27 protein-coding genes are annotated in these 26,936 nt (G+C 70.0%); 10 read left to right on the forward strand and 17 right to left on the reverse strand.

What is annotated here, in order from left to right; translation table 11 throughout:
• The first annotated feature begins 197 nt into the window (after positions 1-197).
• The 3 genes from R3E98_15360 (at position 198) to R3E98_15370 (ending at position 3,389) form a co-directional block, all read left to right on the forward strand.
• Positions 198-2,396: an ATPase, T2SS/T4P/T4SS family gene (locus R3E98_15360; GenBank protein MEZ4424788.1), complete on the forward strand. Its 2,199-nt coding sequence runs from the start codon at positions 198-200 to the stop codon at positions 2,394-2,396.
• Positions 2,397-2,463: 67 nt separating this feature from the next.
• Positions 2,464-2,943 carry a hypothetical protein gene (locus tag R3E98_15365; GenBank protein MEZ4424789.1) on the forward strand — a complete coding sequence of 160 codons (480 nt, stop codon included), beginning with the start codon at positions 2,464-2,466 and terminating at the stop codon, positions 2,941-2,943.
• The gene (locus tag R3E98_15370) at positions 2,940-3,389 is read left to right on the forward strand and encodes a prepilin-type N-terminal cleavage/methylation domain-containing protein (protein MEZ4424790.1); all 450 of its coding nucleotides are present in this window, start codon (positions 2,940-2,942) and stop codon (positions 3,387-3,389) included. Before R3E98_15365 ends, R3E98_15370 begins: the two co-directional genes overlap by 4 nt.
• 88 nt (positions 3,390-3,477) lie before the next feature.
• On the opposite strand, the gene R3E98_15375 is transcribed toward R3E98_15370, so the two are convergent.
• The 8 genes from R3E98_15375 to R3E98_15410 form a co-directional block, all read right to left on the reverse strand.
• A complete protein-coding gene (locus R3E98_15375; GenBank protein ID MEZ4424791.1) occupies positions 3,478-4,164 on the reverse strand; it encodes a TIGR00730 family Rossman fold protein in 687 nt (228 codons plus the stop codon).
• A 95-nt stretch (positions 4,165-4,259) separates the two neighbouring features.
• Positions 4,260-5,096, reverse strand: coding sequence for a zinc ribbon domain-containing protein (locus tag R3E98_15380; GenBank protein ID MEZ4424792.1), 837 nt, complete (start codon positions 5,094-5,096; stop codon positions 4,260-4,262).
• A 40-nt stretch (positions 5,097-5,136) separates the two neighbouring features.
• Positions 5,137-7,449: a M14 family zinc carboxypeptidase gene (locus tag R3E98_15385; protein ID MEZ4424793.1), complete on the reverse strand. Its 2,313-nt coding sequence runs from the start codon at positions 7,447-7,449 to the stop codon at positions 5,137-5,139.
• 274 nt (positions 7,450-7,723) lie between these two features.
• Positions 7,724-8,476 (reverse strand): Nif3-like dinuclear metal center hexameric protein, encoded by a 753-nt coding sequence (locus R3E98_15390; GenBank protein ID MEZ4424794.1) that lies wholly within the window; start codon positions 8,474-8,476, stop codon positions 7,724-7,726.
• Positions 8,477-8,588: 112 nt separating this feature from the next.
• Positions 8,589-9,020, reverse strand: coding sequence for a polymer-forming cytoskeletal protein (locus tag R3E98_15395; protein MEZ4424795.1), 432 nt, complete (start codon positions 9,018-9,020; stop codon positions 8,589-8,591).
• A 70-nt stretch (positions 9,021-9,090) separates the two neighbouring features.
• Positions 9,091-9,849 (reverse strand): M23 family metallopeptidase, encoded by a 759-nt coding sequence (locus R3E98_15400; GenBank protein MEZ4424796.1) that lies wholly within the window; start codon positions 9,847-9,849, stop codon positions 9,091-9,093.
• 12 nt (positions 9,850-9,861) lie between these two features.
• Positions 9,862-10,782 (reverse strand): ParB/RepB/Spo0J family partition protein, encoded by a 921-nt coding sequence (locus R3E98_15405; GenBank protein MEZ4424797.1) that lies wholly within the window; start codon positions 10,780-10,782, stop codon positions 9,862-9,864.
• Positions 10,779-11,591: an AAA family ATPase gene (locus tag R3E98_15410; protein ID MEZ4424798.1), complete on the reverse strand. Its 813-nt coding sequence runs from the start codon at positions 11,589-11,591 to the stop codon at positions 10,779-10,781. Before R3E98_15410 ends, R3E98_15405 begins: the two co-directional genes overlap by 4 nt.
• A 157-nt stretch (positions 11,592-11,748) precedes the next feature.
• Here R3E98_15410 and R3E98_15415 point away from each other — a divergent pair, with 157 nt between their 5' ends.
• A complete protein-coding gene (locus R3E98_15415; GenBank protein ID MEZ4424799.1) occupies positions 11,749-12,264 on the forward strand; it encodes a hypothetical protein in 516 nt (171 codons plus the stop codon).
• 1,884 nt (positions 12,265-14,148) lie between these two features.
• Here R3E98_15415 and mnmG read toward each other — a convergent pair.
• From mnmG to rpmH, 7 genes are all read right to left on the reverse strand, one after another.
• Positions 14,149-16,026: a tRNA uridine-5-carboxymethylaminomethyl(34) synthesis enzyme MnmG gene (mnmG, locus tag R3E98_15420; protein ID MEZ4424800.1), complete on the reverse strand. Its 1,878-nt coding sequence runs from the start codon at positions 16,024-16,026 to the stop codon at positions 14,149-14,151.
• 11 nt (positions 16,027-16,037) lie between these two features.
• Complete coding sequence (locus tag R3E98_15425) at positions 16,038-16,316, reverse strand: acylphosphatase (protein MEZ4424801.1); 279 nt, start codon at positions 16,314-16,316, stop codon at positions 16,038-16,040.
• A gap of 10 nt (positions 16,317-16,326) precedes the next feature.
• Positions 16,327-17,742 (reverse strand): tRNA uridine-5-carboxymethylaminomethyl(34) synthesis GTPase MnmE, encoded by a 1,416-nt coding sequence (mnmE, locus tag R3E98_15430; GenBank protein MEZ4424802.1) that lies wholly within the window; start codon positions 17,740-17,742, stop codon positions 16,327-16,329.
• A 146-nt stretch (positions 17,743-17,888) separates the two neighbouring features.
• Complete coding sequence (yidC, locus tag R3E98_15435) at positions 17,889-19,601, reverse strand: membrane protein insertase YidC (protein MEZ4424803.1); 1,713 nt, start codon at positions 19,599-19,601, stop codon at positions 17,889-17,891.
• Between the two features lies 1 nt (position 19,602).
• Positions 19,603-19,848, reverse strand: coding sequence for a membrane protein insertion efficiency factor YidD (yidD, locus tag R3E98_15440; GenBank protein MEZ4424804.1), 246 nt, complete (start codon positions 19,846-19,848; stop codon positions 19,603-19,605).
• On the reverse strand, positions 19,827-20,213 hold the full coding sequence (gene rnpA, locus R3E98_15445) for a ribonuclease P protein component (protein ID MEZ4424805.1): 387 nt from the start codon (positions 20,211-20,213) through the stop codon (positions 19,827-19,829). The genes yidD and rnpA overlap by 22 nt, the downstream gene beginning before the upstream one ends.
• A gap of 8 nt (positions 20,214-20,221) precedes the next feature.
• On the reverse strand, positions 20,222-20,371 hold the full coding sequence (gene rpmH / locus R3E98_15450) for a 50S ribosomal protein L34 (protein MEZ4424806.1): 150 nt from the start codon (positions 20,369-20,371) through the stop codon (positions 20,222-20,224).
• Positions 20,372-20,614: 243 nt separating this feature from the next.
• Between rpmH and dnaA the strand changes: the two genes are divergently transcribed.
• The 5 genes from dnaA (at position 20,615) to R3E98_15475 (ending at position 24,839) form a co-directional block, all read left to right on the forward strand.
• Positions 20,615-21,988, forward strand: coding sequence for a chromosomal replication initiator protein DnaA (gene dnaA / locus R3E98_15455; protein ID MEZ4424807.1), 1,374 nt, complete (start codon positions 20,615-20,617; stop codon positions 21,986-21,988).
• A 289-nt stretch (positions 21,989-22,277) separates the two neighbouring features.
• On the forward strand, positions 22,278-23,393 hold the full coding sequence (gene dnaN / locus R3E98_15460; protein ID MEZ4424808.1) for a DNA polymerase III subunit beta: 1,116 nt from the start codon (positions 22,278-22,280) through the stop codon (positions 23,391-23,393).
• Between the two features lie 221 nt (positions 23,394-23,614).
• Positions 23,615-23,890, forward strand: a complete 276-nt coding sequence (locus R3E98_15465; protein MEZ4424809.1) for a hypothetical protein — start codon at positions 23,615-23,617, stop codon at positions 23,888-23,890.
• A gap of 254 nt (positions 23,891-24,144) precedes the next feature.
• Positions 24,145-24,399, forward strand: coding sequence for a type II toxin-antitoxin system Phd/YefM family antitoxin (locus R3E98_15470; GenBank protein ID MEZ4424810.1), 255 nt, complete (start codon positions 24,145-24,147; stop codon positions 24,397-24,399).
• On the forward strand, positions 24,396-24,839 hold the full coding sequence (locus R3E98_15475; GenBank protein ID MEZ4424811.1) for a type II toxin-antitoxin system VapC family toxin: 444 nt from the start codon (positions 24,396-24,398) through the stop codon (positions 24,837-24,839). Before R3E98_15470 ends, R3E98_15475 begins: the two co-directional genes overlap by 4 nt.
• 198 nt (positions 24,840-25,037) lie before the next feature.
• Here the strand turns inward: R3E98_15475 and R3E98_15480 are convergent, their stop codons facing one another.
• Complete coding sequence (locus R3E98_15480) at positions 25,038-25,913, reverse strand: sulfurtransferase (protein MEZ4424812.1); 876 nt, start codon at positions 25,911-25,913, stop codon at positions 25,038-25,040.
• Between the two features lie 160 nt (positions 25,914-26,073).
• Here R3E98_15480 and R3E98_15485 point away from each other — a divergent pair, with 160 nt between their 5' ends.
• Positions 26,074-26,529, forward strand: coding sequence for a SufE family protein (locus R3E98_15485; protein MEZ4424813.1), 456 nt, complete (start codon positions 26,074-26,076; stop codon positions 26,527-26,529).
• Here R3E98_15485 and R3E98_15490 read toward each other — a convergent pair.
• Positions 26,471-26,923: a DoxX family membrane protein gene (locus tag R3E98_15490; protein ID MEZ4424814.1), complete on the reverse strand. Its 453-nt coding sequence runs from the start codon at positions 26,921-26,923 to the stop codon at positions 26,471-26,473. The genes R3E98_15485 and R3E98_15490 overlap by 59 nt on opposite strands.
• Positions 26,924-26,936: the final 13 nt, after the last annotated feature.

A 26,936-nucleotide genomic window follows, 5' to 3' on the forward strand; every position in this document is an offset into this window, starting at 1 on the left:
CGAACCTGCCGCCCGCGGGCCTTTCCGGTCGCGCCACGGGCACGCCGGGGCGGGCACGCTTTCTGCCATACGTTGCACCGTATCCCCAGCACCGGCCGTCCCGGGAGGCTCAACGTGCCGCCTCGAACCGGCCGATACTCGGAAGGAGCGCCCCTTCGAAGGGGTGAGCCGCACACGGAAAGGGGTCTCGGGGCCGAGTGAGCGTTCTCCACAGCCACGCACAGAGCGCATCGCCCGCACCCGCCGGGACCACACCCGCCGCGGGTGGGCACTGGCTTGTGCGCGTCCTCCAGCGCGCCGGCGTCCCGGGCGCTGCGGAACTGACGATCCCGCTGGCCCAGACCGTCGAACAGGCCTGGCGCCTGGCCTCCGATCGCTGCGCCATGGACCAGGACCGGATCGCGCAACTGGTGGCGGCGCGCTACCGCACGAAGGTGGCGGACCTCACGACCATCGAGCCCGGTGTGCTCCGTCTGCTGCCGGCTTCGGTGGCCCGCCAGCACCTCATCCTTCCCGTCCGCGCGGACTACCATCAGCTCGTCGTGGCGGTGGCCAACCCGACCGACCTGGAGGCCGAGCAGGCCGCCGCCTTCGCCTCCGGACGAAAGGTCCGGCTGGAGGTGGCGTCTCCGGCCCGTCTCCTGGAACGGATGGATCAGCTCTACGACCAGCCCAACCAGAAGGTCGGCCGGCTGCTCGACGCCGCCATGCAGGAGGAGACCGGCATCCAGGTCGTCGAGCAGGACATCGACACCGGGCCGAGCAAGACCGAGGTGGACTCCGAGCCCGTCATCCGCCTGACCAACCTCATCCTGGTCAAGGCCATCGAGCAGGGCGCCAGCGACATCCATCTCCAGCCCGAGCGGGAGTCCGGCGTGGTGCGCTTCCGGGTGGACGGCGTGCTGCGCCGTCACCTGGAGATGCCGATGCCGGCGCTCGTGCGCGTGATCTCGCGCATCAAGGTCATGGGCAAGATGGACATCGCCGACCGGCTCCGCCCGCAGGACGGGCGCGCGCGCGTGCGCGTCGGAGGCGGCAACTACGATCTGCGCATCTCCACGGTGCCCGCGCGCGATCACGAGAAGGCGGTCATCCGCATCCTGGACCAGGGGCGCTCCATCGAGGGCCTGGGCGAGACGGGCATGCACCCGCTGGAGGTCCAGCGCTTCCGCCAGACGCTCAAGGGACGCGACGGCATCGTGGTCGTGACCGGCCCGACCGGGTCCGGAAAGACCACCACGCTCTACTCGGCGCTCCGCGAGCTCTCGACGGAAGAGGTCAACATCATGACCGTCGAGGATCCCATCGAGTACGAGCTCCCCGGGATCACACAGATCCAGGTGGACTCGCGCCGCAAGGTGACGTTCGCCTCCACGCTGCGCGCGATCCTGCGCCAGGATCCCGACATCATCCTGGTGGGTGAGATCCGTGACCTGGAGACGGCGGAGGTAGCCGTGCAGGCCGCCATGACCGGACACCTCGTGCTGGCCACGCTGCATACCAACGACGCGGTGAGCGCCGTGCAGCGTCTGCTCGACATCGGACTCGATCGCGCCGCCGTGGCGGGCTCGCTCCGCGCGTCCCTCGCGCAGCGCCTCGTCCGCCGCGTGTGCACGACCTGCAAGGGAGCTGGCGGCCGGTGCGAGCCCTGTGGCGGCAGCGGCTACCGCTCGCGCCTGCCGGTGGTCGAGCTGCTCTCGGTGGACGAGGAGATCACGCGCCTCATCCTGTCGGGTGCTCCCCTCTCCGACATCGAGCGCGCAGCCGTCGAGCACGGCGGCATGCGCACCATGCACACGGTGGCCACGACGCTGGTGGAGCGGGGCGTGACCACGGCCTCCGAGGTCGAACGCGTGCTCGGCGAGGTCGTCGAGCAGGCGCATGTCCCTCTGGTTCCCCAAGCTCCGGCGCCGCCGAGCCCGCCCGAAGACGCGGGAGCCACGGTAGCGGGTGCTGCACACGCCCACACACGGCCGGCGCCCACTACGTCAGCGAGCGCGCCCGCGGACGCGACCTCGGACGACCTGGTACTGGTCGTGGACGACGACGCCATGAACCGCATGCTGGCCCGCAAGCTCCTCGAAAAGGCGGGCTTCCGCGTGGAGGAAGCCAAGGACGGGCTCGAGGCCCTGACGCGGCTGCAGCAGGGCAAGGACATCTCGATCCTGTTGCTCGATCTCAACATGCCGGAGCTGGACGGCCGGGAGGTCCTGCAGGCCGTTCGCGGCTCGATCGAGACGGCCGGCCTGCCGGTGATCATCCTCACCGGAGCCGAGGACGAGTCCCTCGAGTTCCAGCTCATGGACCAAGGTGCCGACGACTACATCCGCAAGCCGATCGACCCCGCGCGCCTCATCTCCCGCGTGAAGGCGGCGTTGCGGCGGGCGGCCGCGTAGCGCTCGCCCGGGTCGGCTCCTCCTCCCGGGGAGGGCAAGGAACTTGCTCTACCCGCAGGCAGTCCCCATGAGCACATCCGTCGAGTCCCACTCCTCGGCCGACCAGGCCTCCCGCTACCTCAGCGAGTTCTACCGCGAGGAAGCGCAACGGCGCGACCGGAACGTCCCTCCGCCGCCCCGCCGCTCGCGCGCGCCCCTGCTCGCGCTGGTGACGGTCCCCGCCTTCGTGGTGCTGACCGTCTTCAACATCTGGAGCGTCCGCGAAACAGGTCCGGCCTTCACGGCGGCCCAGGACGAGGGGGCGGGGCGCTTTGCCATCTTCGTGGTGCAGCGCCAGCTCGAGGCCTTCCGCACCATGCACGGTCGCCTACCGGCGACCCTCGCCGAGGTCGACCCGCAGGAGCGGACGGTCCGCTACCACACCAACGGTTCGTCCTACGTCCTGACCGTGGACGCCGGCCGCACGGTGCTGACGTTCCGCGAAGGCGACGACCTCACGCCCTACCAGACCGCCGCGGCGCGGGTGCATCCCGGGTTGGCCCCGTGACCACCCCGGAGCGGCGCCGGCGCGGCTTCACGATCGTCGAGCTGCTCGTCACGATGACGCTGGTCGGGATCCTCGTGAACATCTCGATCCCGATCTACCGCAACGTCACGATCAAGGCGGACGCGGCCCACGTGATGGCGGACTTCACCACCATCCGACTCGCGGCGCTGGAGCACCACGCGCGGGAGAGCGCCTTCCCCGCTCCGGCGGACTGGCGGGTGATTCCGCCCGAGCTGCTCGACGAGCTGCCGGACGGCTTCGACTTCGGATACGGGACCGCGGACTACCGCTGGCGGAAGTGGACGCTCGGCGGGGGCAGTGGCCCGTCGGTGATGGTGGGCCTGGAGGTGCGCTCGCCCGATCCCGTGCTGCTCGCCACGATCGCCCGGCAGTACGAGGGGCAGATCGTCGCGGGCGGGAACCAGATCACGTTCGTGATCGACTAGCGGCACCGCGGCTTCCCATCGCGGCACCGCTTCGCCTCACAGACACCCGCCGGGCCGGGTGCGGGCGTAGGGACCGCGAACGGGTCCGCTACGGCGTCGCGGGGGCCTCGCTCAGGAAGCCCATGTACCGGCTGCGCATGTGTGCGACGGCTTCCTGCGGATCGTCCGTGACCAGGATCAGATCCAGGTCGTCGGGCGCGATCTTGCCTTCGTGCGCCATGGACGAGCGCAACCAGTCGAGCAGACCCGTCCAGTAGCTCTTCCCCATCATCACGACCGGGAAGTTGTGCACCTTGCCGGTCTGGATGAGCGTCAGCGCCTCGAACAGCTCGTCCATGGTGCCGTACCCGCCGGGGAAGATCACGAACCCCTGGGCGTACTTGATGAACATGGTCTTGCGGACGAAGAAGTAGCGGAAGTTCACCGCGATATCGACGTACGCGTTCGTGCCCTGCTCGAAGGGCAGCTCGATGTTGCACCCCACCGAGCGCACGCCCGCGTCCTTCGCGCCCCGGTTGGCCGCCTCCATGATCCCCGGTCCGCCACCGGTGATGATGTCGAACCCCGCCTGCCCGAGCTGCCGTGCGGTGGCCACGCAGAGCTGGTACATCGGGTCGTCGGGCGTCACGCGGGCCGAGCCGAAGATGGACACGGCCGGTCCCAGGTCGGCCAGGGCGTCGTAGCCCTCCACGAACTCCCCCATGATGCGGAAGACGCGCCAGGCGTCCTTGCCCACGATCCGTTGTTCGGGCGGTCGGGCGACAGGACTCCGCAGGAGCCGTTCGTCCTCCGTCTCCTTCTGGCCGCGCCGCTGGCCCGTCAGCGGCGGTCCAGCCCGCTGCGAAGGATCCGCGGCACCGCCCTCGGCGCTCAGCGCGCGCTCCCCGTCGCGGCGCGCGCGTCCTCGAGCAATCCCGGCATGGCGTTGGTGTGCGCCTGGTACTCGGGGAGCGCGCGACCCAGCTCCGTGTCGTACACGTCCAGCAGCTGTTGGTAGTAGCGTGTCGCCGCGTCGGCCTCGCCCTCCTCGCGGGCAGCCTCGGCGGCCGCCGCCAGCCCGAGCAGGTGGTTCGGATCCTCGGCCAGGATCTGCTCGGCCGTGGCGCGCGCGCCTTCGAAGTCCCCGCCGATCCGCTGCAGCATGGAGAGGTGGTAGAGGCCGTCCGCGTCCAGCGTCCCCACCCGTTGGTACGCCGCGATGCCCATGGGCACGAACTGACGCGCCTGGACGGAGTCGCCGGCTTCGGCGGACCGCACCACGCGGTCCCACAACCGATCGGCCGCTTCGCGCGGCGTCATCGTGGACAGGTCGGGCGGGGCGCCCGTCCCGGCCGCACCATTCGCGAAGGGGGCCGCGGCGTTGACCGGCGGAGGTGCCTGGCCCCCCGTCAGGCGCGGCAGCCCCACGATCAGGATGGCCCCGAGCAACAGCAGGCCCGCCGCCGCCCAACCGAGGGTGGCCGAGGACAGGCCGGTGGCCGGCGGCGGAGCCGACGAGACCGGGGGCGAAGCATAGCCCGCGGGGCGGGGCGGGGCCGCCCGGGGCGGCTCGCCGGTGGTCAGGTTGGCCCCGCAGGACGCGCAGAAGCGTGCCCCCGGCTGGGCGGCCTGCCCACAGCTCGTGCAGTGGCGGGCCTGGAGCGACGTGCCGCAGCTCGCGCAGAAGTTGCCGCTGGCGTCGGCGTTCCCACAGGTCGGACAGGTCATCGTAGGTCTTTCGCTCTCGAGGCTGCGCGGCCCGCCTTGCTCAGAAGACCGGGCCGTTGCGTTGCGGTGTCAGCGCCCGCCAGAGCAGCGGCCACGTGGCCACCGTCTGCGAGCGGTAGTTGGGCTGGAAGGCGAAGAGCACCACGTCCCCGCGGCCCACGCGGGCCGAGACGAGGGCGGGCTTCCCCGCGATCCGGTCGCCCCCGAGTACCCAGCCGGAGAGCAGAGGATCGCCCGAGCCGTACCGGGCGTGCACCTGGACCTGGTCGCCGCTCACGTCGAAGGCCCGGCTGTCGCCCCAATACCAGGCGATGGTGGGGTCGGCCTGCCCCTCCATGTCCAGTCGGAGGATGGAGCCCGGGATGTAGAAGTCCTGCGGGCGCACGCCTTCGACCGGGTTCTCGATGGGCAGGTCGAACAGGTCGATGAAGAGATCCGTGGACTCCTCCATGGCCACGATCCGCCCGCCCTGCTCCACGAAGCGCCGGAGCGCCGCCTGGCCTTCCTCCCCGATCCCGCCCGCGTACTGCGCGGGCACCACGCCCTCCCGGTACCCGTTGGTGATGGACGTGGGGCTCTGGCTCTGGAAGACGATCACGTCGTAGCGGTCGTTCAGGTTCCCCCGCACGTCCTCGTTGTGCAGGGTGTCGTACTGCAGCTCGTGCTGGTCGAACACCCACCGGGTCCAGCCGGCGATCATCGGCTCCTGCCAGCCCTTGTACAGCGCGATGCGGGGCGCACGCTCGCCCGTGAGCGTGGCCGGCAGCTCCCACGCCCAGTCCTGCACGGGGATGGGATCGGACAGGCGGGCCGTCACCGGCTCGCGGACCATGAAGGCCTCCACGTCCATGAGCAACGGAAGCGTGTGACCCGTCACGTCGTAGGGGCGCTTGGGCGGGCCGCCCGGATACTCGCGCAGGTCCGGATAGTGCTGCACGTCCAGGAGCGTCTGGGCGTAGGATGCGTACGGCTGCCGCATCGGGATCACGTAGCTGCCGGCCGGCACGTCACGGCCACCGGCGCGGAACGCCTGCTCGGCGCGGCGGACCTCGACGTCCCCCATGGTCAGGCTGCGCAGCACGTACGCCAGGCCCTCGCCGTTCTCCTGGTCCGCCGGGATGACCCACGCCTCCGGCCAGGTCTCCCACTTCTCCACCGCCCGCTTGTTGATGTGGTAGAAGTTGCGGAGCCAGTACGGCCGGTTGCGGGCCGCGTTGGTCAGGAGCGCCAGCGCGCCGGTGACCTGGTACTCGACGATCTCGGGCAGGCCCCAGCGGCCACCCGTCCACGGCATGGGGTACTTCCAGCTCTGCTCGGAGGCCTCGTATTCGCGACCTCCGCGCAGTTGATCGCGCGTCTGCTCGATGGGCGTGGCCAGCCGCGCGGACGCGGTCTCGCTCAGGATGCGTGCGCCCCCATGGTAGTGCTGGTAGGCTCTGCCCGGATGGAAGCCGTCGTAGATGGCGTTGATGACCGCACCCGGCATGTTGCGGGACGTCAGGTCCGCGGCCATGTACGCGCCCAGCTGGTTGACGGCCGCCGTGAGACCTGGATCCACGTTCTCCTCGATGGGATCGATGTAGGGCGGGAAGAAGATGCGCGCCCCGTTGTTGCCCATCTGGTGGATGTCGTGGACGATGTGCGGGTGCCAGGCGTTGTGCGCGCCGGTGACGGTCAGCTCGGTCTCGACCTGCGCGTAGGTGAACCAGTCCCGGTTGTTGTCGTGCCCCACGTAGGTCTGGTACAGCCAGGGCATGGGCGCGGCCTCGAACTCGGTGCCGACGTTCTGGTTGTACCAGTCCACCACCCACTGCGCCCCGTCCGGATTCAGACACGGGATCTGCAGGAAGATCACGTTGTCGAGGATGTCGAGGATGCGCTCGTCGTTGGAGGACGCCATCTCGTAGGCCAGGCGTGACGCGCCCTGACAGCCTCCCACCTCGGTGGCGTGGATGCCGTGGGTGATCAACACCACCGAGCGGCCCTGTTCGATCAGGCGCTCGGCCTCCGCCTCGCTGGCGATGCGGCGAGGATCGGCCAGGCGCATCTGGATGTCGTGCAGCTCGTCGATGCGCGCGTGGTTCTCCGGGCTCGTGATGGTGAGCATCACGAACGGGTGACCCTGGGTGGTCATTCCCAGCGTGTCCACGCTCACGCGGTCGGAGGAGCGCGCCAGCAGGTCGTAGTAGGCGCTGAGCTGATCCCAGTTGGCCATCTGGCGGTCGGCCCCCACCTCGAAGCCGAAGCGGGAGGACGGGCTGGGAACGCCCTGGGCCGCGACCGTGGGCGCGAACGGCAGGACAAGAAGCGCCGCGGCCAGCGCGGCGCGCACGATGCGACGGGACGGGTTCATGGGACCTCTCGGATGGGCTCGGCAGACGGGGCCGCAGGCGCCGTCGGTGTGGTGGCGTGACGGCGTCGATTCGAGAGTAGGCGTGGGCCGGGTGGCGAGCAACGGCGGAGGAGGGGGCGCACTCGAAGTGCCCACGGCCGACTAACCGGAAGGGCCCGAGCACGGGGCGGGAGCCTGACGCGTTCGGGTGGCCCGTTCGCGTTCGGCTGGAGGGACGAGCGGCATGTCCCAGCGCCAGCCGGGATGCGCACGCCTTCGGACGGCGCGCCTTCGACTAGAGCCCGGTGGGGAAGTCCAGGAACTCCCATGCGAGACCGTGCTCGGTCTCGAGGTGGAGCGCCAGGGCGCGCACGCCCCAGGTCTCGGTGGCGTAGTGGCCCGCGTAGTAGACGTTGACGCCCAGCTCCATGGCGTCGAAGTACGTGTGGTGCGCGCCCTCGCCCGTGATCAGCGCGTCCATGCCGGCGCGGGCGGCCTCGCCGATCAGGGAGCCGCCTCCCCCGGTGACCACGGCCACCTTCCGCACCCGGGCGGGGCCACCCCCGATCAGACGGACCGCTCCCCCGACCGTCTCCTCGATGCGGGTGGTGAGCATCTCGCGGGGTGTGTCCAGCCGACCATACCAGCCGAGGCTCGCTCCCTTGTAGTCGCCGAACGGGCCTTCGATCTCGACGCCCAGCGCGCGCGCCAGCACGGCGGAGTTGCCCACCTCGGGATGGGCGTCGAGCGGGAGGTGGGCGCTGTAGAGGGCGAGGCCCGCGTCGAGCAGCAGCTTGGCCTTCCGGTAGCGCCGGCCGGTCAGGGGCGCGGCTCCGCCCCAGAAGAGCCCGTGGTGGACCACCAGGACGTCACAGCCCCGCTGGATTGCGGCGGCCAGGGTGGCCTCGCTCGCGTCGACGGCCACACCGACCCGGCCCACGGGCCGGGTGCCCCACACCTGGAGGCCGTTGTGGGCGTCCGCGTAGTCGGGGTGCCCCACCACACCGAGGTAGTCGTCCAGGTAGGCGACGAGTGATTCTAGATCCACGATCCTGATCCCTTCGCCCGTGCCGGGGTCCTCAAACCAGAACGTGGAGTCGGAAACATTTCCACATGTTTCCCTCCATGTGGAAAAGGCCGGGTCGCCCGACCCTCCGTCCTCAGGCTTTCCCGGCCGTGGCGGGCTGGGGGGCGCTTTTGGGCGGGGGGTTCGTCGCGGCCGACGTCGACGGCTTGGACGGCGTCAGATCGGGCGCCTTGACCTCACCCATGTGGATCCGGCCGTTCAGGATCGCGCCCTCCTCCAGCTGCATGCGGCGCACGAAGATCTCGCCGTCGATGCGGCAGGTGGACTGGAGCTCCAGGCGCGACGCCGCGTTGACGGTCCCCGTGACCTTCCCGGAGATGACCGCATCCTGCGTGTCGATGTTGCCCTCGACCGTCCCGTCCTTGCCCACCACGACCGCCTTGCCCGCCTTGATGCTGCCTTCCACGCTGCCCTCGACGCGCATGGTGCCGTCGGTGATGCAGTCGCCGATGACCTTCATGCCGGGGCCGATGATCGAAATGATCGCGTCGTTCTGCGGATTCATCGCTGCTCGGTCCTTGACCTTGGGTGAAGGGTCTGGGGTGCGCTCGCTCTGCTTGTCCGACGCGTCCGTCCTACGGCTGTCGGACCATCTCGAGAGGATTGACCGGCCTTCCATTTCTGAGGATCTCGAAGTGCAGGTGGGGAGCCGTGGAGCGGCCGGTTGAGCCGCTCATCGCGATTACCTCGTTTCGACGCACCGGGTTGCCGCGAGCGACCAGGACCTGCGAAGCGTGGGCGTACACCGTCCGGTAGCCGTCCACGTGATCGATCATCACGTAGTTGCCGTATACCGGATCCTCTCCCACCTCCGCGACGACGCCCGACCCTGACGCTCGCACGTAGGAATCCGTGGGCGTGGCAATATCCAGGCCGGGATGCTCGTTGACGGGCCCGGCGATCAGGGGCTGCGTGACGAAGCCCCGCTCGGTGAGCGGCCAGCTCGTGGGCCGCCCGTCGTCGGTGGACGCCGAGGACCGCCGGGACGGTGCGTCCGTGCCGGGGAGCCAGACCCCCGAGGCGGCCTCGTCGGTGGCCGGCATGAACAAGGACCGCACCCGCTCGTACTCGGCCTCCAGCACCTCGAGCTGGCGCGCCAGGTCGTTCATGCGGGAGCGGTCGGCCTCCAGCGCAGCGACCTGCCGCTCCAGGTCGGACACGCGGAAGGAGCGCACGGCCAGGTACCACCAGCTCCCCGCCATCGCGGCCAGGAGCAGGGCCGCTGCGGCGATGCCCCCCAGCAGCAGGCGGAGGCGGGTGGCCGTGAAGCGGAAGGTGCGGGTGGAGCGGCTGCCCTCCGGCACCACCATGATGGAAAGGCCGGGCGCGTCCATCGTGGGCTGCCGCTACCCGAGGACGTCCGTGGTCTCGCGCCCGGTGATGAGGGCGAAGAGACGCTCGAACTCCTCGTCGTTGTGGAAGGGGATCTCGATGGCGCCGGCTCCGTTCTTCTGGCGAGCCAGCTGCACCCGCGTGGAGAGGGCCTCCTCGAGCGCCCGCTCGAGGGCCGCCAGGTGGGGGTCGGGGGCGCTGCGGCCGTTGCTGGCCGGTCGCGGCTTGGGCTGCTTCTGCACCTGCCGCTCCACCTCGCGCACGGACCACTGCTCGGCCACGGCGCGGCGCGCCACCTCCGCCGCGCGGACGGGATCGTCCACGGCCAGGAGCGCCCGGGCGTGGCCGGCGCTCAGCGCGCCCTCGGTGAGGAGGCGGCGAACGGTGGCCGGCAGGTTCAGCAGGCGCAGGCTGTTGGTGACGGTGCTGCGGTCCTTCCCCACCGCCTTGGAGATCTCGAGGTGGGTCAGACCGAACTGGTCCTGGAGCGCGCGATAGCCCTCCGCCTCCTCGAGCGGAGTCAGGCCTTCCCGCTGGAGGTTCTCGACCAGCGCCAGGACCAGCAGCTCCTGCTCGTCGACATCGCGGACGAGGACGGGGATGTCCGTCCAGCCGAGCCGCGTCGCCGCGCGGAAGCGGCGCTCTCCCGCCACCAGCTCGTAGCCGTGCCCGTCGGGACGGGGTCGGACGAGCAAGGGCTGCAGCAGCCCGTTCTCGTCCAGCGAGCGGGCGAGATCCTCGATCTCGGCCTCGGAGAACTCACGGCGCGGCTGCAGCGGGTTGGGCCGGATGTCGGTGAGCGGAACGCGTTGCGTGTCGGCGTTGCGCGCAGGCTGCGCCGGATCCGACGGGGCCTCCGCCGGCTTGGTGACCGCCGCTTCGCCCAGGAGCGCGCTCAGGCCGCGACCCAGCCGCTCCTTCCTGGGCTGCGTCATTCGCCCGGTCCGGAATGCGCACCCGCCAGCACAGCGCCGCCGTTGCGGTTGCGTGCGATCACCTCGCGGGCCAGCTCCAGGTAGCACTGCGCGCCGACCGAGAGGAGGTCGTAGAGCACGATCGGCTTGGCGAAGCTCGGAGCCTCGGCCAGCCGCACGTTCCGCGGCACGATGGTGCCGAAGACCTTCGCGCCGAAGTAGTCGCGCGCTTCGTCCGCGACCTGGCGCGAGAGGTTCAGGCGCTTGTCGTACATCGTGAGCAGGACGCCCTCGATGTCGAGCGCGGGATTGAGGCCGCGCTGGATGAGCCGGATGGTGTTCAGCAGCTGGCTCAGCCCTTCGAGCGCATAGAACTCGCACTGGATGGGGATCAGCGCGGAGTCGGCCGCGGTGAGCGCATTCAGCGTGAGCAACCCGAGCGAAGGCGGGCAGTCGATGAGGATGAAGTCGTACTCGTCCCGGATCGGCTCGATGGCACGACGCAGGACGGTCTCGCGCTGCGCCGTGTCGACGAGCTCGATCTCGGCGCCCACCAGGTCGCGGGTCGACGGGATGACGTCGAGGTAGGTGAAGTGCACTTCGCGTCGGATCGCGTCCGTCACGGCGGCCTGCCCGACGAGCACTTCGTAGATGGACGGCGGGCCGGCCGCCCGGTCCACCCCGAGCCCGCTGGATCCGTTGCCCTGCGGGTCCATGTCGATGACGAGCGTCCGTTTCTCCGCGACCGCGAGCGAGGCGCCGAGGTTGATGGCCGTCGTGGTCTTCCCGACGCCACCTTTCTGATTCGTGACCGCGATGACTTTGGACATCTACCCGCCCGCGCAGAGTGGGGGTCGAATATACCGGGCACCGAACGGAGGGTAAAGCAAAGTCGCCTGTGGTACGCGGCGGTGGCCGGCGGCCACGGCGGACCCGATGTTTGGGGGTGCGTGGACGTAGAGCCTACCCGCTCACGGAGGATTCGACGTGGCCAGAGGGTGGAACGGTGGCGCCGCGGTCGGCAGGTCGGTGCGGCGCCTGCGCGCGACGGCGCTCGGAGTCGGGGTCTCGGCGATGGTGGCGTGCGGGGGCGGCGATGGGGGTCCGGACCCCACCGGTCCCAGCGGGCCGGACCCGGCGTTCGCTCCGCTGGTGGGGCAGTGGCGCGCCGCGACCCTCGTGCACCGGCTCCTCTCCGACACAACGGTCGTCGTCGACGTGGTCCAGAGCGGAGGTCGCTTCGACGTGACGTTCGAGGCGGACGGTGACTACAGCGTGGAGCTGGTCTACCTGGGGGTGGTGGCCAGGGAGTCCGGGGAGGCTCGCGTGGCGGGCGATCAGTTGTTCCTCCGACCGGTCTCACCCGCGCCCGGACCGGAAGGAAACGTCACGCTGCGCTTCGCCGGCGCGCGGATGATCTGGGACGGCACCTCGCGGTTGGACTTCAACGGAGACGGGATCTCCGAGAGCACGCAGCTGCACGTGGAGTTGGAGAAGCGTTAGGGCTGGGGCGAGGCGTGGGGCGTGAGTCGACGTATGGGGCGGGGGTCGGCGTATGGGGCGGGGGTCGACGTACGGGGATCGGGTCGACGTATGGGGGTCGACGCGTCGTTCCAGAAGCCGCGTTCGCGTCACCGATCGGTGAGTGACGCGGTCCATGATTCGGTCCGCCGGTTGGGCGCGTGGACAGCATAAGATTGGATGGATAACGCTGTGAACGATGCGCCAGCACGTCCGGTCGGAAGCGGACAGAGCCGCCGGAACCGGACAACCGGGCAGGATCCCCAGGTCGCCAGACCCTGGGTAGGGGCGTGAGCGAATCCCGTCGGGTTCGGAGGGCAACGGGCGGCGTGGGTCGCCTGAGATCGGGCCGTCCTGGCCCCTGCCCCGCCTTTCAGAGAGCGTCTGAGGCCGCCACCCTGTGCGGCGAGCGCTATTCCAGCCGGCCGAGCTCCGAGAGGGATCAGGCCACCGCCTCATCCGCTCCGTCCTGCCCGAAGCCGCACGTCGCGCAGCGTCACGGTCGCCCTCGACTGCCCGCAACGCGCCGTCTTCCCCACCTCGCGGACGGCGGAACCCGAGCGGGTGCGGGCCGGCTGGGAGGAGGAACTCCCGCCGGAAGCCGTGGCTTGAGACGGACGCACGGAAGGCGCTAGGCCCGTTTCCAACGACCCGCGCGTGGCGTCGACCGGTGAGATGGTGGCGCTCGTCTCCTGAAACATCGATTCGCGCCCACCTGCCCGGCCTCCGACCTGCTGCCTCACGTCCTCGATCTTGTGGGGTGGTCCGACCCCACGACCCATGCCGCGAGGGCCGCGTGCCTGCCAGGGTGAGAATGCGGCCCGTGACGAGCTCGACCTCGGGTCGGGGGAGTCGGGGAGAAGGATCCGCGGAGACGTGCTTCCAGCCCAAGCCCAGGAGGCCGGGAAGCACCTGTCCGCGGTGGGGGCGGCAGTGGTTCCGACTTTCGGAGGCGCAGCTCTCCGACGCCAGGCCGGCCCGGACTCACCCCCGAAGACAAGGGGGGCGGGGATGAGGGGATGTTTAACGTGAAACATCCCGCGGGGGGGACCGAACCAACCGCGGCAGCGGACGCAGCAAGCTCTCTACCTCGTGATGGATTGAGCCCACCTCGTGATGTCCGCCCACGTGCCCGGATCCAGCAGGTCCGGGCACAGCGTCGGCATGACCCGCGGGTTGCGGGAAGGGAGACGACCGTACGCCCGGCCACCAAGCCCTCCACCGCTGGGCCCAAAGCCAGGCCGGCTCCCAAGGCAAGAAGGGACACCCCGGCCCTCTCGGGTCCGCGACCGCATTGAACCCAGCGCCTGCTCGGTAGCGCAGCGCCCCTGTGCCACGACTTCACCGGGTTGGCGACATTCCCTCACAGGGTCGTCCCAACTGCCTTCTGGAGTATAGCAACCGCACCACCGGCGCTCAGGCTACTCCTCAGCTCGCTCCCGGCCCAGCTCGGGGCGGCAGCCCCGAAACCGTGGCCTCGCGAAACCGATCCTCGAGGGCATTCGGGGGCCTGAGGATCCCTCGGACTCTCTGACGGGGCCACCGGGATGCAGCCCCCCCACGACGCCGCCGATCAACCTCAGGGGGACGGAACACAACCGCTGCCCGCCAGGACGGGCGCGTTGCGAGGCAGGCCAGGAGCGACGCTCACGCGAAGCCAGCGCGACGGCGGGCGCTCAGCCTCCCCCGCGGTCACCCCTGTCCGTCGGCTCACGCCCATCCTGCGCCAGTCGTTCGCTGTCTCTACCGAGGGCGCCGGGTAGCCGGACTCGTACCCGGACTTACGAGTCCCGGAGGTCCTTTGGGCCTGGAAGCGGCGGCTCTTCCGCGAGGACTCCGCCACCCCGTTGCATTCTTATTTTTACGCTATTTGCCGCGCCGCCACCGGCGCACCTCCATCACCAGGTTCTGGAGGTCCGCGGGCGAAATCCCGGGCACCCGCCCCGCTTGGGCCAGCGACTCCGGACGCACCCGGCCCAGCTTCTCCCGCGCCTCGAACGACAGGGTATGGAAGCTCGGATACGGAAGGTCCTGCGGCAGGACGAACTCCGCCTGCTCGCGCAGCGTACGCGCGCGCTCCATCTCCCGCGCCACGTATCCTTCGTACTTCAACTCCACCTCCACGGCGGCCAAGGCGCCGTGCGACTCCGGGTCACCCAGGAACGACGCACCGCCGATCTCCGCGAGCTCACGCGCGCGCACGCCGGGCCGCGTGACCAGCACTGCGGCCCGCGTCTTCTCCCGCGTGGGCGCGCTCCCGACGCCCTCGAGCAGCGTCTCCACTGCGCTCGGCTCCAGACCGGTCGCACGGAACCACTCCAGGACGCTCTCCACCCGCGTCACATGTGCGCTCAACGCCGCCCGTTGCTCCGCAGTCAGCAACCCGATGTCGCGCGCCAGAGGGCCCAGGCGCCGCGGGGCATTGTCCTGTCGCAGCAGGAGCCGGAACTCCGCCCGCGAGGTGAACAGTCGATAGGGCTCATCGACGCCGCGCGTCACGAGGTCATCGATCAGCACACCGATGTAGGCCTGATCCCGTTCCAGCACGAACGGGGGGCGCCCCAGCGCGCGCAGCGCCGCATTGGCGCCCGCGACCACACCCTGCCCCGCCGCTTCCTCGTAGCCCGTCGTCCCGTTGATCTGTCCCGCGAAGTACAGCGAGCCGACGGCCTTCACCTCGAGCGTGTGCAGGAGCTGGTGCGGAGGGAAGTAGTCGTACTCGATCGCGTACCCGACCTTGGTGATGCGCGCGGACTCCAGCCCGGGGATCTCCCGCAGGAAGGCGAGCTGAACCTCCGCGGGCAGCGACGTCGACAGACCGTTGACGTACAGCTCCGTGGTGTCGAGCCCCTCCGGCTCCAGGAAGACCTGGTGCCGGGGCGCGTCCGGGAAGCGCACGATCTTGTCCTCGATCGAGGGACAGTACCGCGGTCCCCGCCCCGAGATCTCCCCGCCGTACAGCGCGCTCCGCTCCAGGTTCTCCCGCACCACGCGCTGGACGCCCTCGCCGGCCCACGTGACCCAGCAGGGGCGCTGCTCCGGGTGCTCGACGGACGCGTACGCGCTGAAGCGATACGGTTCGGCGTCCCCCTCCTGCACCTCCACCCGGTCCCAGTCCACGCTCCGCCCGTCGATGCGCGGGGGCGTCCCGGTCTTGAACCGTCGCATCTCCAGCCCGGCCGCTTCCAGCGCCTCGGCCAGCTCGACGGATGGCGCCTCCCCCGCACGCCCCGCCGCGACGCCCGCGGCCCCGCCGATGTGGATGCGCCCCCGCAGGAACGTCCCCGCCGTCACCACCACGGCCGCTGCGGAGACCTCGATCCCGCCGCGGGTCCGGACGCCCACGACGCGCCCTCGGTCCAGCACGATGTCGTCCACCATGTCCTGGAACAGGTCGAGCGCGGGCAGACCATCGAGCACCGCGCGCACCGCGCGCGGGTACAGGCCCCGGTCGCATTGCGCGCGCGGGCCCCAGACCGCCGCTCCCTTGCTGCGGTTCAGCATGCGGAAGTGGATCCGGCTCGCGTCCGTGGCCACCCCCATGACGCCGCCGAGCGCGTCCACTTCCCGCGCCACGATCCCCTTGGCCACGCCGCCGATGGCGGGGTTGCAGCTCATCTGTCCGATGCGTGACAGATCGGGGGTCAGCAGCAGTGTACGCGCGCCCAATCGCGCGGACGCCGCGGCCGCTTCGACCCCGGCGTGCCCGCCGCCCACCACCACGACGTCGTAGCGCGTCTCCATGGCCGCTCCCTTCAGCGCACGATCCGGAACTCGCCGAACGGGCCCGCGTCCGACGGACTCTCGCGCTCGACCGCGCGCACCCGCGCACCGTTGGGGCCCCGGGCCAGCTCCGCCTCGAAGCGCTCGAGCGTGCGCGCCGGCGCCACGGCCACGACCTCCACCGAACCGTCCTCGGCGTTGCGCACCGTCCCCTTCACGCCGAGCGCACACGCGGAGCGCTGCGTGAACCAGCGGAACCCCACGCCCTGCACCACCCCGGTGATCCGGTAGCCCCTCACCTCGTGGTCCATCGCTCCTCGCTCATTTGCCGATGCAGAACTCGCGGAACAGGTGGTCCAGCACCTCCTCCCGGGGAAGCACGCCGACCAGTCCCTCCAGCGCCGTCTCCGCGTCGCGCAGATGAGCCGACGCTACCTCCGCCGGGAGGCCTTCCTCGATGCCGGCGCGGAACGCCGCCACCTGCGCACGCGCACGCTCGAGGCCCTCGCGCTGGCGGCGGCGCGTCACGACGGGCTGCTCCGGCTCGGCGTCCACCAGACCGGTGAACACCAGGCGCGGCAGCAGCGACGCGAGCCGGTCGAGTCCCTCCCCGGTGTGCGCGGACACCGTCACGGTCTCCAGCGCTGCCGTCCGCCCGGCTCCCCCGTCCCCTGGATGCGCTGCCTCGCGCGATCCCGAAGCGGATCCTTCGTGCTCCGCCGTCGGCAGCCGGTCCGCCTGGGTGCGCACCAGCACCACGGGTGCGCGGGCTCGCGTCAGGAAGCTCTGCTCCGCGTCGCTCAGCGGACGGCCGGCCTCCGCGCAGAACAGCACCAGGTGCGCCTGCTCCAGCCAGCGCTCGGCCACTTCGACCCCGATGCGCTCCACCCGGTCCTCGGTCTCCCTGAGTCCGGCGGTGTCCACGAGCAGGAACGGGAAGCCTCCGATCTGCGCGCTGGCCTCCAGCGCGTCCCGGGTGGTCCCGGGCACCTCGGTCACGATGGCGCGCTCCCGTCCCAGGAGGGCGTTGAAGAGGGAGGACTTCCCGGCATTGGGGACACCCGCCAGGACGGTCCGGGCGCCCTCGCGCAGCAGCTCTCCCTCGGGCGCCGTGGCGAGCAGCCGTCCGATCCGCGCCTCCAGGCTCGCGGCCTCGGCCACGATCCGCTCGGCCGGGACGGGCGGATCGTCCTCCTCGGGAAAGTCGAGGTGGTGCACGAGCAGGGCCTCCAGAGCGATCAACGTGGCGCGCAGCTCCGCCACGCGGGCCGACAGCCCCCGGTCCAGCCCGGCAGCGGCCACGTCCTGGAGCGCTCGGCTGCGGGCCTCGACCAGATCCAGCGTGGCTTCGGCCTGCAGCAGGTCGAGCTTCCCGTTCAGGTAGGCGCGCCGGCTGAACTCGCCGGGCTCGGCCGCGCGCGCGCCCACGCGGATGCAGGCGTCCACCAGCGAGGCCGGGGCCACCCATCCCCCGTGGCCGGACAGCTCGACGGTGTCCTCGCCGGTGTAGCTGGTGGGTCCGCGGCGGGTGGTGACGACCACCCGGTCCAGGCGACGTCCATCCCCGGGATCGTACACCCAGCGCAGCGCGGGGCGACCCGGTTCGGGCGCGGACGCACCGTGGAGGAGCGCGCCGAGGATCTGGAACGATCCAGGACCGGAGAGACGGACCACCGCCAACGCACCCGGACCGGGCGGCGTGGCCCGCGCAACGATGGTGTCCGGATCGAGGCCCACGGTCCACTCCGTGAGGGAGGAGTCAACGCGAGTCGGGTGTGCTTCCCCGGCCGCACCGACACATCCGCCGCCGGGCGCCTCTCCGGAGGTGTCGGCAGATCCAGCCGGGGAGCGCGAAACGGGCGCCACCCGGAGAGCCCAACGCGTCAGCGCTTCCCGGCAGGCTCCGGCTTGCTTCCTTTGCCCTGCTGCTTGGCCTGCACCTTGGCCCGCTCCTTCGAGATCCAGTACTGCTGCGGGATCGTGGCCACGTTGGAGGTGGCGTAGTACAGGTTGAGGCCCGCGGGGAACTGGAGGAACAGCACGGTCAGGAAGATGGGCATGACCCACATCATGATCTTCATCTGCGGGTTGGGCGGCATGTTGCGCATACCGATCCACTGCATGAAGAGCATGGAGACGCCCATGAAGACGGGCAGCACGTAGAGCGGGTCGGGCGCCGACAGGTCGGGCAGCCAGAGGAAGGGCACGCCGCGAAGCTCGATGCTGTTCTGGAAGACGAAGAACAGCGCGATCAGGATCGGCCAGGGCAGCAGCATCGGCAGACACCCGGCCAGGGGATTGAAGCCCTCTTCCTTGTAGAGCTTCATCATCTCCTGCTGCAGCTTCTCCGGGTTGTTCTTGTACTTCGTCTGGATCTCCTGCAGGCGCGGCTGGGCGGCCATGTTGCGCAGCTGCGCCCGCATGGCCTTGGCGTTGAGGGGCCAGAGCACGATGCGCATGGCCACACCGAAGATGATCAGCACCCAGCCGTAGCCGATGTTCAGGCTGTTGTGCAGGTAGAGCAGGATCCAGTTGATGATCGCCGTGAAGGGCCGGACGATCGGGCGGAAGAACCGCCATCCGTACGGATTGACCTCCTCCAGGTCCTCACCCAGCGAGGACAGGCGGGCCAGCTCCTGCGGCCCCACGAACAGACGACGCTGGAAGGTGCCGTCGGCCCCGAGCCCCTGGGCGACGGTGATCTCCGCCTGGTTCTCCAGGGCGGTGGGTCGCACGATCACGCCCCCGAAGTGCAACGCCGCGTCCTGGTTCCCCTCCGCGCCCGCCACCATCGCCGAGACGAAGTACTTGCTCTTGAACGCGACCCAGGTGAACGGACCGGGCAGGATGGCGCCCTGGCGCACCCCGCTCAGGCGCTCCGAGTCGATCCCGTCGCGATCGTGGCGGGTGACGAACGCGAGCGCCGCGTCGTCGTCGCGCTGACGGGCCTCGTTGTAGGGGATGCCCGAGCCCAGGTCGGTCAGCAGCAGCGCGCCGTCCAGACCCTCCACCCGGCCGGAGACGTCGATCCGGTAGGCCTCGGGGTGGAAGGCGTATTCGACCACCATCCGGGCCGCGCCGCTCGGGTGGGTCCAGGTGAAGGCCAGCGTCTCGGTGCCGTCCCCCTCCGCCACGTCCAGTCGGGACGCGGACACCTCGAAGGGCGCGGTCCGCAGGTCCAGCGTGTCGTTGCCCACCACCAGGCGGCGCCCCAGCGGGAGCAGCCCGTTCTCGGGCACCAGCTGGACGGGGCCCTCCTGCGCGAAGGAGGCGAAGCGCTTGAGCTCGGCCGACGTCAGCCGGGCCCCGCGGGTGGTGAACACCAGTCGGGCGAGCGGCGTCTCCACGACCACGTCGCGGGCGGGCGCGACGACGGCGTCGGGGGCCCCGGCCGCGTCGGGCACGGACCCCATCTCGACGGAGTCGCCGCCCGGCAGGCGGGGCAGGGCACCCTGGGTGTCCGCCAGCGTGTCGCCCACGGCGACCGAGTCGGCCGGCAGCTCCGGCGGTGGCACCGGCGGGAACATCACGTTGGTGATCACCATCACGCCCACCATCAGCGCGATGGCCACCAGAAGTCGAAGCTCGGTCCTCACGTCAGCGCCCTCCGGCCGGGCGGGAGGAGGGGGGGTCGGGGACGGGATCGAAGCCCGACCCACCGAAGGGATGGCAGCGCCCGATGCGACGCAGGCCCAACCAGATGCCGCGCAGGGTGCCGTGGGTCTCGACGGCCTGGCGGGTGTACTCGGAGCACGTCGGGTGGAAGCGGCAGTGGCTCCCGAGCAGCGGGGAGATCCCCCGCTGATAGAACCGGATGGCGCTCAGCGCGACGTGTTGGAGCATAGATCCAGCGTAGCGGCCTCGAGCTCGCGGCGAAGGTCCTGGAAGCCCAGCCCGTAGGCACCCGCCCGGGCGCGGACCAGCACGTCCAGCGTGCGCTCGGAGGCGCGGAGCACGGGGAGCACCACGGTCCGACCGACCTCCCGGATACGGCGACGGAGCCGGTTCCGTTCAACGGAGGTGTGTCGGTGCTTGGGCACGATCATTCCGAAACGCGCGTGCGGTGCCGGGGATGCCGCGTAGAACACGTCGAAGTGGCCGGTGCGCTTGCGCCGCCCGGACCGGAGCAGGGCGCGGATCTCGCTGCCCCGACGGACGCGGGCCGACCGGCGGAGCCGGAACGGGCGCTCGGGCCCTGAACCGGCCACGACCCCGCTTACTTGGAGCCGATCGTGACGACGAGGCGTCCGCGGCCCTTGCGACGGCGACGGTTGAGCGTCTTGCGACCGCCCTTCGTGGCCATCCGGGCCCGGAACCCGTGCTTGTTCTTCCGCTTGCGATTGCGGGGATTGTAGCTGGGCTTCATGGGATATGCGCCTCTTCGGCGGAGCGGTCCGACCCGAGGAGGGACGCGCGGCCGTTTTTCAGGGACAGAGCTTGAAAAGGTATCCGCGGGGCGCCCACAGGGTCAACGGGGCGCACCTTTGACTTTTCCACACCGCCCTCCTAGCTTCGGCGCCCCCCGAACGGCCGGAGGCGCGGCGGCCCCCGTCCGAGACCCCCGTCGGGAGCCCGTACCCCGCCACCTTCAACCGGTCCCGGCCCGCGCATGGAGCTCACCGCACAGGAACTGTGGTCCCGGGTCCTGCGCACCGCCGAAGAAGCCGTCCCGGAGCAGAGCTACCGGACCTGGCTGGCGGGGACGCAGCCGGTCGGCGTGACCGACGACGCGCTCCTGGTGGAAGCCCCATCCGACTTCCACGTGAAGTGGATCGAGGACAAGTACGGCGGGCTGCTCCAGGACCTGGTGCAGAGCACCCTGGGCCGGCCGCTCCGGATCCAGCTCCGGCCGAGCGCGGTGGGCGCCGCTCTGTCCATCCCCTCCCTGTCCGACCAGCCGGCCCGCCGCAGCGAGACCCCCCTCCCGCCGCCCGCGCCCGATTCGGGCCACGCCCAGCTCAACGAGCGCTATACCTTCGACCGCTTCGTGGTGGGCAACAACAGTCAGTTGGCCGTGGCCGCCTGTCTGGCCGTGGCCGAGCAGCCGGCCCGGATGTACAACCCGCTCTTCCTCTACGGGGGCGTGGGGCTCGGCAAGACCCACCTGATGCACGCCATCGGGAACGAGATCGTCCGGCTCAACCCGCGCATGCGGGTCGCGTACGTCCCCTCCGAGCGCTTCACCAACGAGCTGGTGACCGCCATCCAGCAGGGGACCACCGCGGAGTTCCGCCGGCACTACCGACAGATGGATCTCCTCCTGGTGGACGACATCCACTTCCTGGAGGGGAAGGAGCGGACCCAGGAGGAGTTCTTCCACACCTTCAACGCCCTCTACGACGCCCGCAAGCAGATCGTGCTGACGTCGGACCGGGCGCCCAAGGAGCTCCCGGGGCTGGAGGAGCGGCTGGTCTCCCGCTTCGAGTGGGGGCTGGTGGCGGACATCAAGCCCCCCGACTACGAGACGCGGGTGGCCATCCTGCGCAAGAAGGCCGCCCAGGACGGGCTGTCCATCGAGGAATCGGTGCTGGACGTCATCGCCCGATCCTGCACGTCGTCGGTGCGGGAGCTGGAGGGTGCGGTCATCAAGCTGCTGGCCTACTCCTCCCTCACCCACCGGGAGATCGACGACGACCTGGCCCGCCGGGCCCTGGGCGACGTGACGCGGGCCGACGCGGCGCGCTCCCACCTGTCGGCCGAGCGCGTGCGCGAAGCGGTGGCGCGCGAATGGAACGTCAGCGCCCAGTCGCTCTCCTCCAAGCGCAGGACCCGTGACCTGACCGTGCCCCGGCAGGTGGCCATGTACCTGATCAAGGACCTCCTGGACCCGTCCCTGGTCTGGATCGGGCACATGTTCGGAGGGCGTGATCACTCCACGGTGATCCATTCCATCCGCAAGGTGGAGCAGGAAGTGTCGAAGGACGAAGGCCTGGCGGAGCGCATCCGCCGGGTGCGCCGGACCCTCACGAGCGACGCCCCATGACCGTGGGTAGCCGCGTGGAAAGCGCTGGGGGAAACGTGGGCAAATGGGGAAAGCCGGATGTTCCCCCGATCCCCTCCACATCCTCCACATCCGGGGCAGCGCGGGTCCACAGGTCGAGCACCCGCACGAAAGGGCGCTGTGGCGCGGAAATCGGGCGGTCCCTCCGGTCCCGTTCCACACTTCCACAGCCCCTACTACTACTGCTATTCTCTTGTTCTATAGAGGAGTTTAGAACCGCCGCCGTGGAAAGCACGGGTCGAACCGGACACGGACCGAGTTGGGAGGCTCGATGAACTTCACCATCACTCGCCAGAACCTGCACACCGGTCTCGCAGCCGTCTCGGCGAGCATCCCGTCCAAGACCACGCTGCCCGTGCTGTCCAACATCCTGATCGAGGCCACGCCCGAAGGGGTGTGGCTGTCCGGGACGGATCTGGACGTCTCGGTCCGCGTGCACATCCCGGCGGAGGTGGGGGAGAAGGGCGCCATCACGGCACCGGGGAAGAAGCTCCAGGAGATCGCCCGGGAGCTGCCGGACCAGCCCGTGCAGGTGGCCACGCGTGGAGATCAGCTCGAGCTGCGGTGCGGGAAGAGCCACTTCAAGATCAATGGCCTGCCCAGCGAGGACTTCCCCACCCTGCCGGACGTGGACTTCGAGATGGGCTGGACCGTGTCCGTCCAGAGCCTGCTCACGCTCATCCAGCGCACGTCGTTCGCCGTCTCCACCGAGGAGAGCCGCCCCATCCTGAATGGTGTGCTCTGGGAGGTCCGGGAGGGCGAAATGCGCATGGTGGCCACCAACGGGCATCGGCTGGCCCGCATGGGCACGCGCGTGACCACGGGCGCGAGCAAGAGCTCGGACTTCATCGTGCCGCCCGCCGCGCTCCACCAGGTCCAGCGCCTCTTCAAGGACGGGGACGGCGTGAGCGTGGGTCAGGCCGGCAACCACCTGGGCTTCAAGTCGGGGACCACGGAGGTCTACACCCGCCTGATCGAAGGCTCGTATCCCAACTACGAGCAGGTCATCCCGCGGGACAACGACAAGGAGGCCATGGTCGACAAGAAGGTCCTCGAATCCGCCGTGCGCCGCATGGCGGTCGTGGCCAGCGACCAGACCCACCGCATCCGGCTCAAGTTCGAGAACGACCGGATGCATCTGAACGTGCTGACGCCCGACCTCGGCGAAGGGCACGACGAGCTGGAGCTCTCCTACGCGGGCGAGGAGATCGAGATCGGCTTCAACGCCAACTACCTCCTCGAGGTGCTGCGCTACATGCCCACCGACGAGGTCAAGCTGGCCTTCAAGGCCCCCGAGCGGGCGGCCACCCTGGAGCCGGTCTGGTCGGACGACAACTCCGCCGAGTCCTACCTCTGCCTGGTGATGCCGCTCCGGCTGCTCGACTGATCCGCGAGGCTCCCCGCCCGCGCGTGTCCTGAAGGAGAGGTTCCTCGAGGACTCCAGCAGGCGGGCACCAGGTGGACGGACGCATCCCAAAGGCGCTGCGCGCGATCGCGTGCGGCGCCTTCCTTTTCCTCGGAGCTGCGGAACTCGAAGCGCAACAGGACTCCCGGGGCTTCATAGGGACGTGGCGCTGCGAGCACGCCAATGGCACGGTCCGGAACCTCATGGCGGACAACTGGAGCTACGCGTACGTCATCCAGTTGAACGACGACGGGACGTTCATGGCCCAGGGGCAGTACTTCGCCCAGGTGATCGGCTATCCCGAGCCCTTCATGGCCCAGGGCCGCTGGCGGATCGCCCCGGACGGGATGGTGGCGCAGGGCAACACCCAACAGGGTCTTCCCTTCTTCTCCGGCGGCAACCTGGCCGGGGGCAGCTACATCTCCAACGGAGTGAGCCAGGCGGGGCAGTGGGCGTTGAAGTGCGACCGGATGGGGTAGCTCCGGCGTTGCGCGGATGATCCCGTCCGGCCGGGTCGTGCGCGTCCTGGCGTGAGCGCTGGCTGTGCCAGTACGCGAACTACACCGTCCGCAACCTGATGGCGGACAACATGACCCTGGAGTACGTCGTGGACCTGCGTGGCGACGGCACGTACTACGCGTGGGCTCAGACCCTCTGATCGGGCAGCGCTTGATCTGATCCCTGCTCCTTGACACAACTGGCCAGACTGGCCAGTCTGATCTCGGCAAGGAGGATGATCATGCCGAAGTGGAAGCTCGAGGATGCCAAGGACCAGTTCAGCCGCCTGGTGCGGAGGGCGATGGCAGGAGAACCCCAGCGCGTCACGCGCCGAGGCCGCGACGCGGTCGTGGTCATCTCCGCGGAGGAGTATGACCGGCTGACTCGCCCGGCCGTGGGGATCGTCGAGTTCCTGGTGGAATCTCCGCTGGCCGATGTCGGATTGGATCTTTCCAGGCCGCCTGATACTGGTCGGGACATCGATCTGTGAGCTTCCTGCTCGACACCTGCGTCGTCTCCGACATCGCGAGGAGGTCCGACGAGGGTCTGTTGGTTTGGGCCGCCGCGCAGGATCCCCTCGATCTATACCTGAGCGAACTCACACTCGGAGAGATCGAGAAGGGGATCGAGCTCCTCGCCGCGGATCACCCTCGGCGTCGCCAACTCCACGACTGGTCACGAAGAGCACTTCCCAGAGAGTTCGGACCGCGCCTGCTGCCGCTGCTTCGGCCCACCATCCTCGCATGGGGCCACCTCACGGCAGAGGCCCAGCGTTCCGGTAGGCCTCTACCCGTGATCGATGGGCTGCTCCTCGCGGCCGCCCAGGTTCATGACCTCACGTTCGTGACCCGCAACACGCGCGACGTGGACGGTCGTGGCGTCCCGGTCTTGAATCCGTACAGCGGGACCATACCACCGAGACGGGCGTGACCGTCATCCTTGACCTCAGAGCGGACACCGCTGCTACGATCCCTAGGTAGGGCAGTTCACCCAAGAAGATCCCCTCGGACGCGCCGGAGGACACAACCGGATGCGACGTTCGGGGGCGCAGGACGGGCGAAAGCTACGGTGTGGTGCCCGATCGTGTCCCGCAGGGACGTCTTCCGTCCTGGCTGTGAAGCCTCCCCCCTACTTCTCGATCGGCGCCCCCACCATGTTGCCCCACTCCGTCCACGACCCGTCGTAGTTGCGCACCTTGTTGTAGCCGAGCAGGTGGGTCAGCACGAACCAGGTGTGGGAGGACCGCTCACCGATGCGGCAGTAGGCCACGACCTCGTCGTGCGGGTCCAGACCCACTTCGCCCTCGTAGATCTTCCGCAGCTCGTCCGCACTCTTGAACGTGCCGTCCTCGCTGGCCGCACGCTTCCAGGGCACGTTGGCCGCGCCCGGGATGTGTCCGCCGCGGAGCGCGCCCTCCTGCGGGTAGTCCGGCATGTGCAGCAGTTCGCCCGAATACTCCTGGGGCGAGCGCACGTCGATCAGCTTCGCGTTCTTCTTCATGTGCGCGAGCACGTCGTCACGGAAGGCGCGGATCGAACGATCCTCGCGCTGCACCACCGGATACTCCGTGCGCTGCCGGCTCGGGACGTCCGTGGTGGTGGAGCGCCCTTCGGCGAACCACTTCTTCCGTCCGCCGTCCAGCAGGCGCACGTCCGGGTGCCCGAACAGCGTGAACACCCAGAGCGCGTAGGCTGCCCACCAGTTGAAGTTGTCTCCGTAGATCACCACGGTGTGGTCGCGCGAGATGCCCTTGGCGGACATCATCTCCGCGAAGCGCTCCCCGTCCAGGTAATCGCGCACCACCGGATCGTTCAGATCCATGTGCCAGTCGATCTTGACGGCACCGGGGATGTGGCCGGTGTCGTAGAGCAGCACGTCCTCGTCGGACTCCACCACCACCAGGTCGGGATCGTCCAGGTGGTCGGCGAGCCACTGCGTGGAGACGAGGCGGTCGGGATGGGCGAACGCGCGGAAGCGCGGATCATTGTCGACGGGAAGCGTCATGACGCACTCCTGGGGTCGGGGATGATGAAGAGACGATGGCCCCGGCCGCGCGAGGGGGCAACCGTCCAGCGACGGGTTCTGTCGGGCCCGGAGGCCGGAGCGGTCGAACGTGACTCCGTCGTTACGGAACCCGTGTGCGCCCCGCGGGCTACCTTGCAGCATGAGCCTCCCGCCCCGACTCGCCCGCACCGTGGACCGCTTCGCCCAGGCCCCGAAGGACCTGCGCGTGCAGGCGCTCCTCCAGTTCTCGAAGAAGGTCCCCCCGCTCCCGCCCGAGCTGGAAGGCAACCGCGACCGGCTGGAGCAGGTGCACGAATGTCAGACGCCGTTCTTCCTGTCGAGCGAGATCGACGAGGCCGGCGCCGTGCACATGCACTTCGACTGCCCACCCGAGTCCCCGACCGTGCGAGGCTTCGCCGGCATCCTGCAGGATGGCCTCGAGGGCGCGTCGGTGGACGCGGTGCTCGCGGTCCCGAACGACTTCTACGCCCGGATGGGCCTGGCCGAGGTGGTCTCCCCGCAGCGGCTGCGCGGGTTCGGCGCCATCCTGACCCGCCTCAAGCGCCAGGTGGCCGAGCGCGCCGGGCGTCCAGCGCCAGGCGGTCGTCCGACCTGAAGGACCACAGCACGAACGTGCCGGCGAGGATGACGGCGGAGGAGTAGAACACCGGGTTGCCCCCCTCGAGCACCAGGCCCAGCGGATCGACGATGGACTTCCAGACCGCGAGGAAGGTCACCAGCGCCACGGCCGCGAGGAACGGATAGGCCAGGGAGCGGGCGAAGCCCAGGACGACGAGCAGTCCGGCCAGGGTCTGCACCACCCCGAACGCCTGGAGCGCGGACGGGCCCGTGAGCAGGCCCAGGTAGAAGCCCTCCGAGACCCGGACGGCGTGCTCCACGTTGGTGAGCTTGTCGCCACCCCACACCACGAGCAGCCAGCCGAGGGAGACACGGAGCGCGAGCAGCGCCCACGCGCGAGACGGGGACGCGAGCGGAACGGATCGGGACACGGGACCGGACCTC

Source organism: Gemmatimonadota bacterium (assembly GCA_041390125.1).
Lineage (GTDB): Bacteria > Gemmatimonadota > Gemmatimonadetes > Longimicrobiales > Gaopeijiaceae > JAGQIF01.

What these genes read in the sequence shown, in the direction of transcription:
- R3E98_15365 (MEZ4424789.1), top strand. Translation starts at nt 2,464, where the DNA reads ATGAGCACATCCGTCGAGTCCCACTCCTCGGCCGACCAGGCCTCCCGC.
- R3E98_15380 (MEZ4424792.1), bottom strand. Translation starts at nt 5,096, where the DNA reads ATGACCTGTCCGACCTGTGGGAACGCCGACGCCAGCGGCAACTTCTGC.
- dnaN (MEZ4424808.1), top strand. Translation starts at nt 22,278, where the DNA reads ATGAACTTCACCATCACTCGCCAGAACCTGCACACCGGTCTCGCAGCC.
- yidD (MEZ4424804.1), bottom strand. Translation starts at nt 19,848, where the DNA reads ATGCTCCAACACGTCGCGCTGAGCGCCATCCGGTTCTATCAGCGGGGG.
- R3E98_15385 (MEZ4424793.1), bottom strand. Translation starts at nt 7,449, where the DNA reads ATGAACCCGTCCCGTCGCATCGTGCGCGCCGCGCTGGCCGCGGCGCTT.
- R3E98_15395 (MEZ4424795.1), bottom strand. Translation starts at nt 9,020, where the DNA reads ATGAATCCGCAGAACGACGCGATCATTTCGATCATCGGCCCCGGCATG.
- mnmG (MEZ4424800.1), bottom strand. Translation starts at nt 16,026, where the DNA reads ATGGAGACGCGCTACGACGTCGTGGTGGTGGGCGGCGGGCACGCCGGG.
- R3E98_15485 (MEZ4424813.1), top strand. Translation starts at nt 26,074, where the DNA reads ATGAGCCTCCCGCCCCGACTCGCCCGCACCGTGGACCGCTTCGCCCAG.
- R3E98_15480 (MEZ4424812.1), bottom strand. Translation starts at nt 25,913, where the DNA reads ATGACGCTTCCCGTCGACAATGATCCGCGCTTCCGCGCGTTCGCCCAT.
- rpmH (MEZ4424806.1), bottom strand. Translation starts at nt 20,371, where the DNA reads ATGAAGCCCAGCTACAATCCCCGCAATCGCAAGCGGAAGAACAAGCAC.
- R3E98_15400 (MEZ4424796.1), bottom strand. Translation starts at nt 9,849, where the DNA reads ATGGACGCGCCCGGCCTTTCCATCATGGTGGTGCCGGAGGGCAGCCGC.
- dnaA (MEZ4424807.1), top strand. Translation starts at nt 20,615, where the DNA reads ATGGAGCTCACCGCACAGGAACTGTGGTCCCGGGTCCTGCGCACCGCC.
- R3E98_15465 (MEZ4424809.1), top strand. Translation starts at nt 23,615, where the DNA reads ATGGCGGACAACTGGAGCTACGCGTACGTCATCCAGTTGAACGACGAC.
- R3E98_15410 (MEZ4424798.1), bottom strand. Translation starts at nt 11,591, where the DNA reads ATGTCCAAAGTCATCGCGGTCACGAATCAGAAAGGTGGCGTCGGGAAG.
- R3E98_15470 (MEZ4424810.1), top strand. Translation starts at nt 24,145, where the DNA reads ATGATCATGCCGAAGTGGAAGCTCGAGGATGCCAAGGACCAGTTCAGC.
- R3E98_15405 (MEZ4424797.1), bottom strand. Translation starts at nt 10,782, where the DNA reads ATGACGCAGCCCAGGAAGGAGCGGCTGGGTCGCGGCCTGAGCGCGCTC.
- R3E98_15425 (MEZ4424801.1), bottom strand. Translation starts at nt 16,316, where the DNA reads ATGGACCACGAGGTGAGGGGCTACCGGATCACCGGGGTGGTGCAGGGC.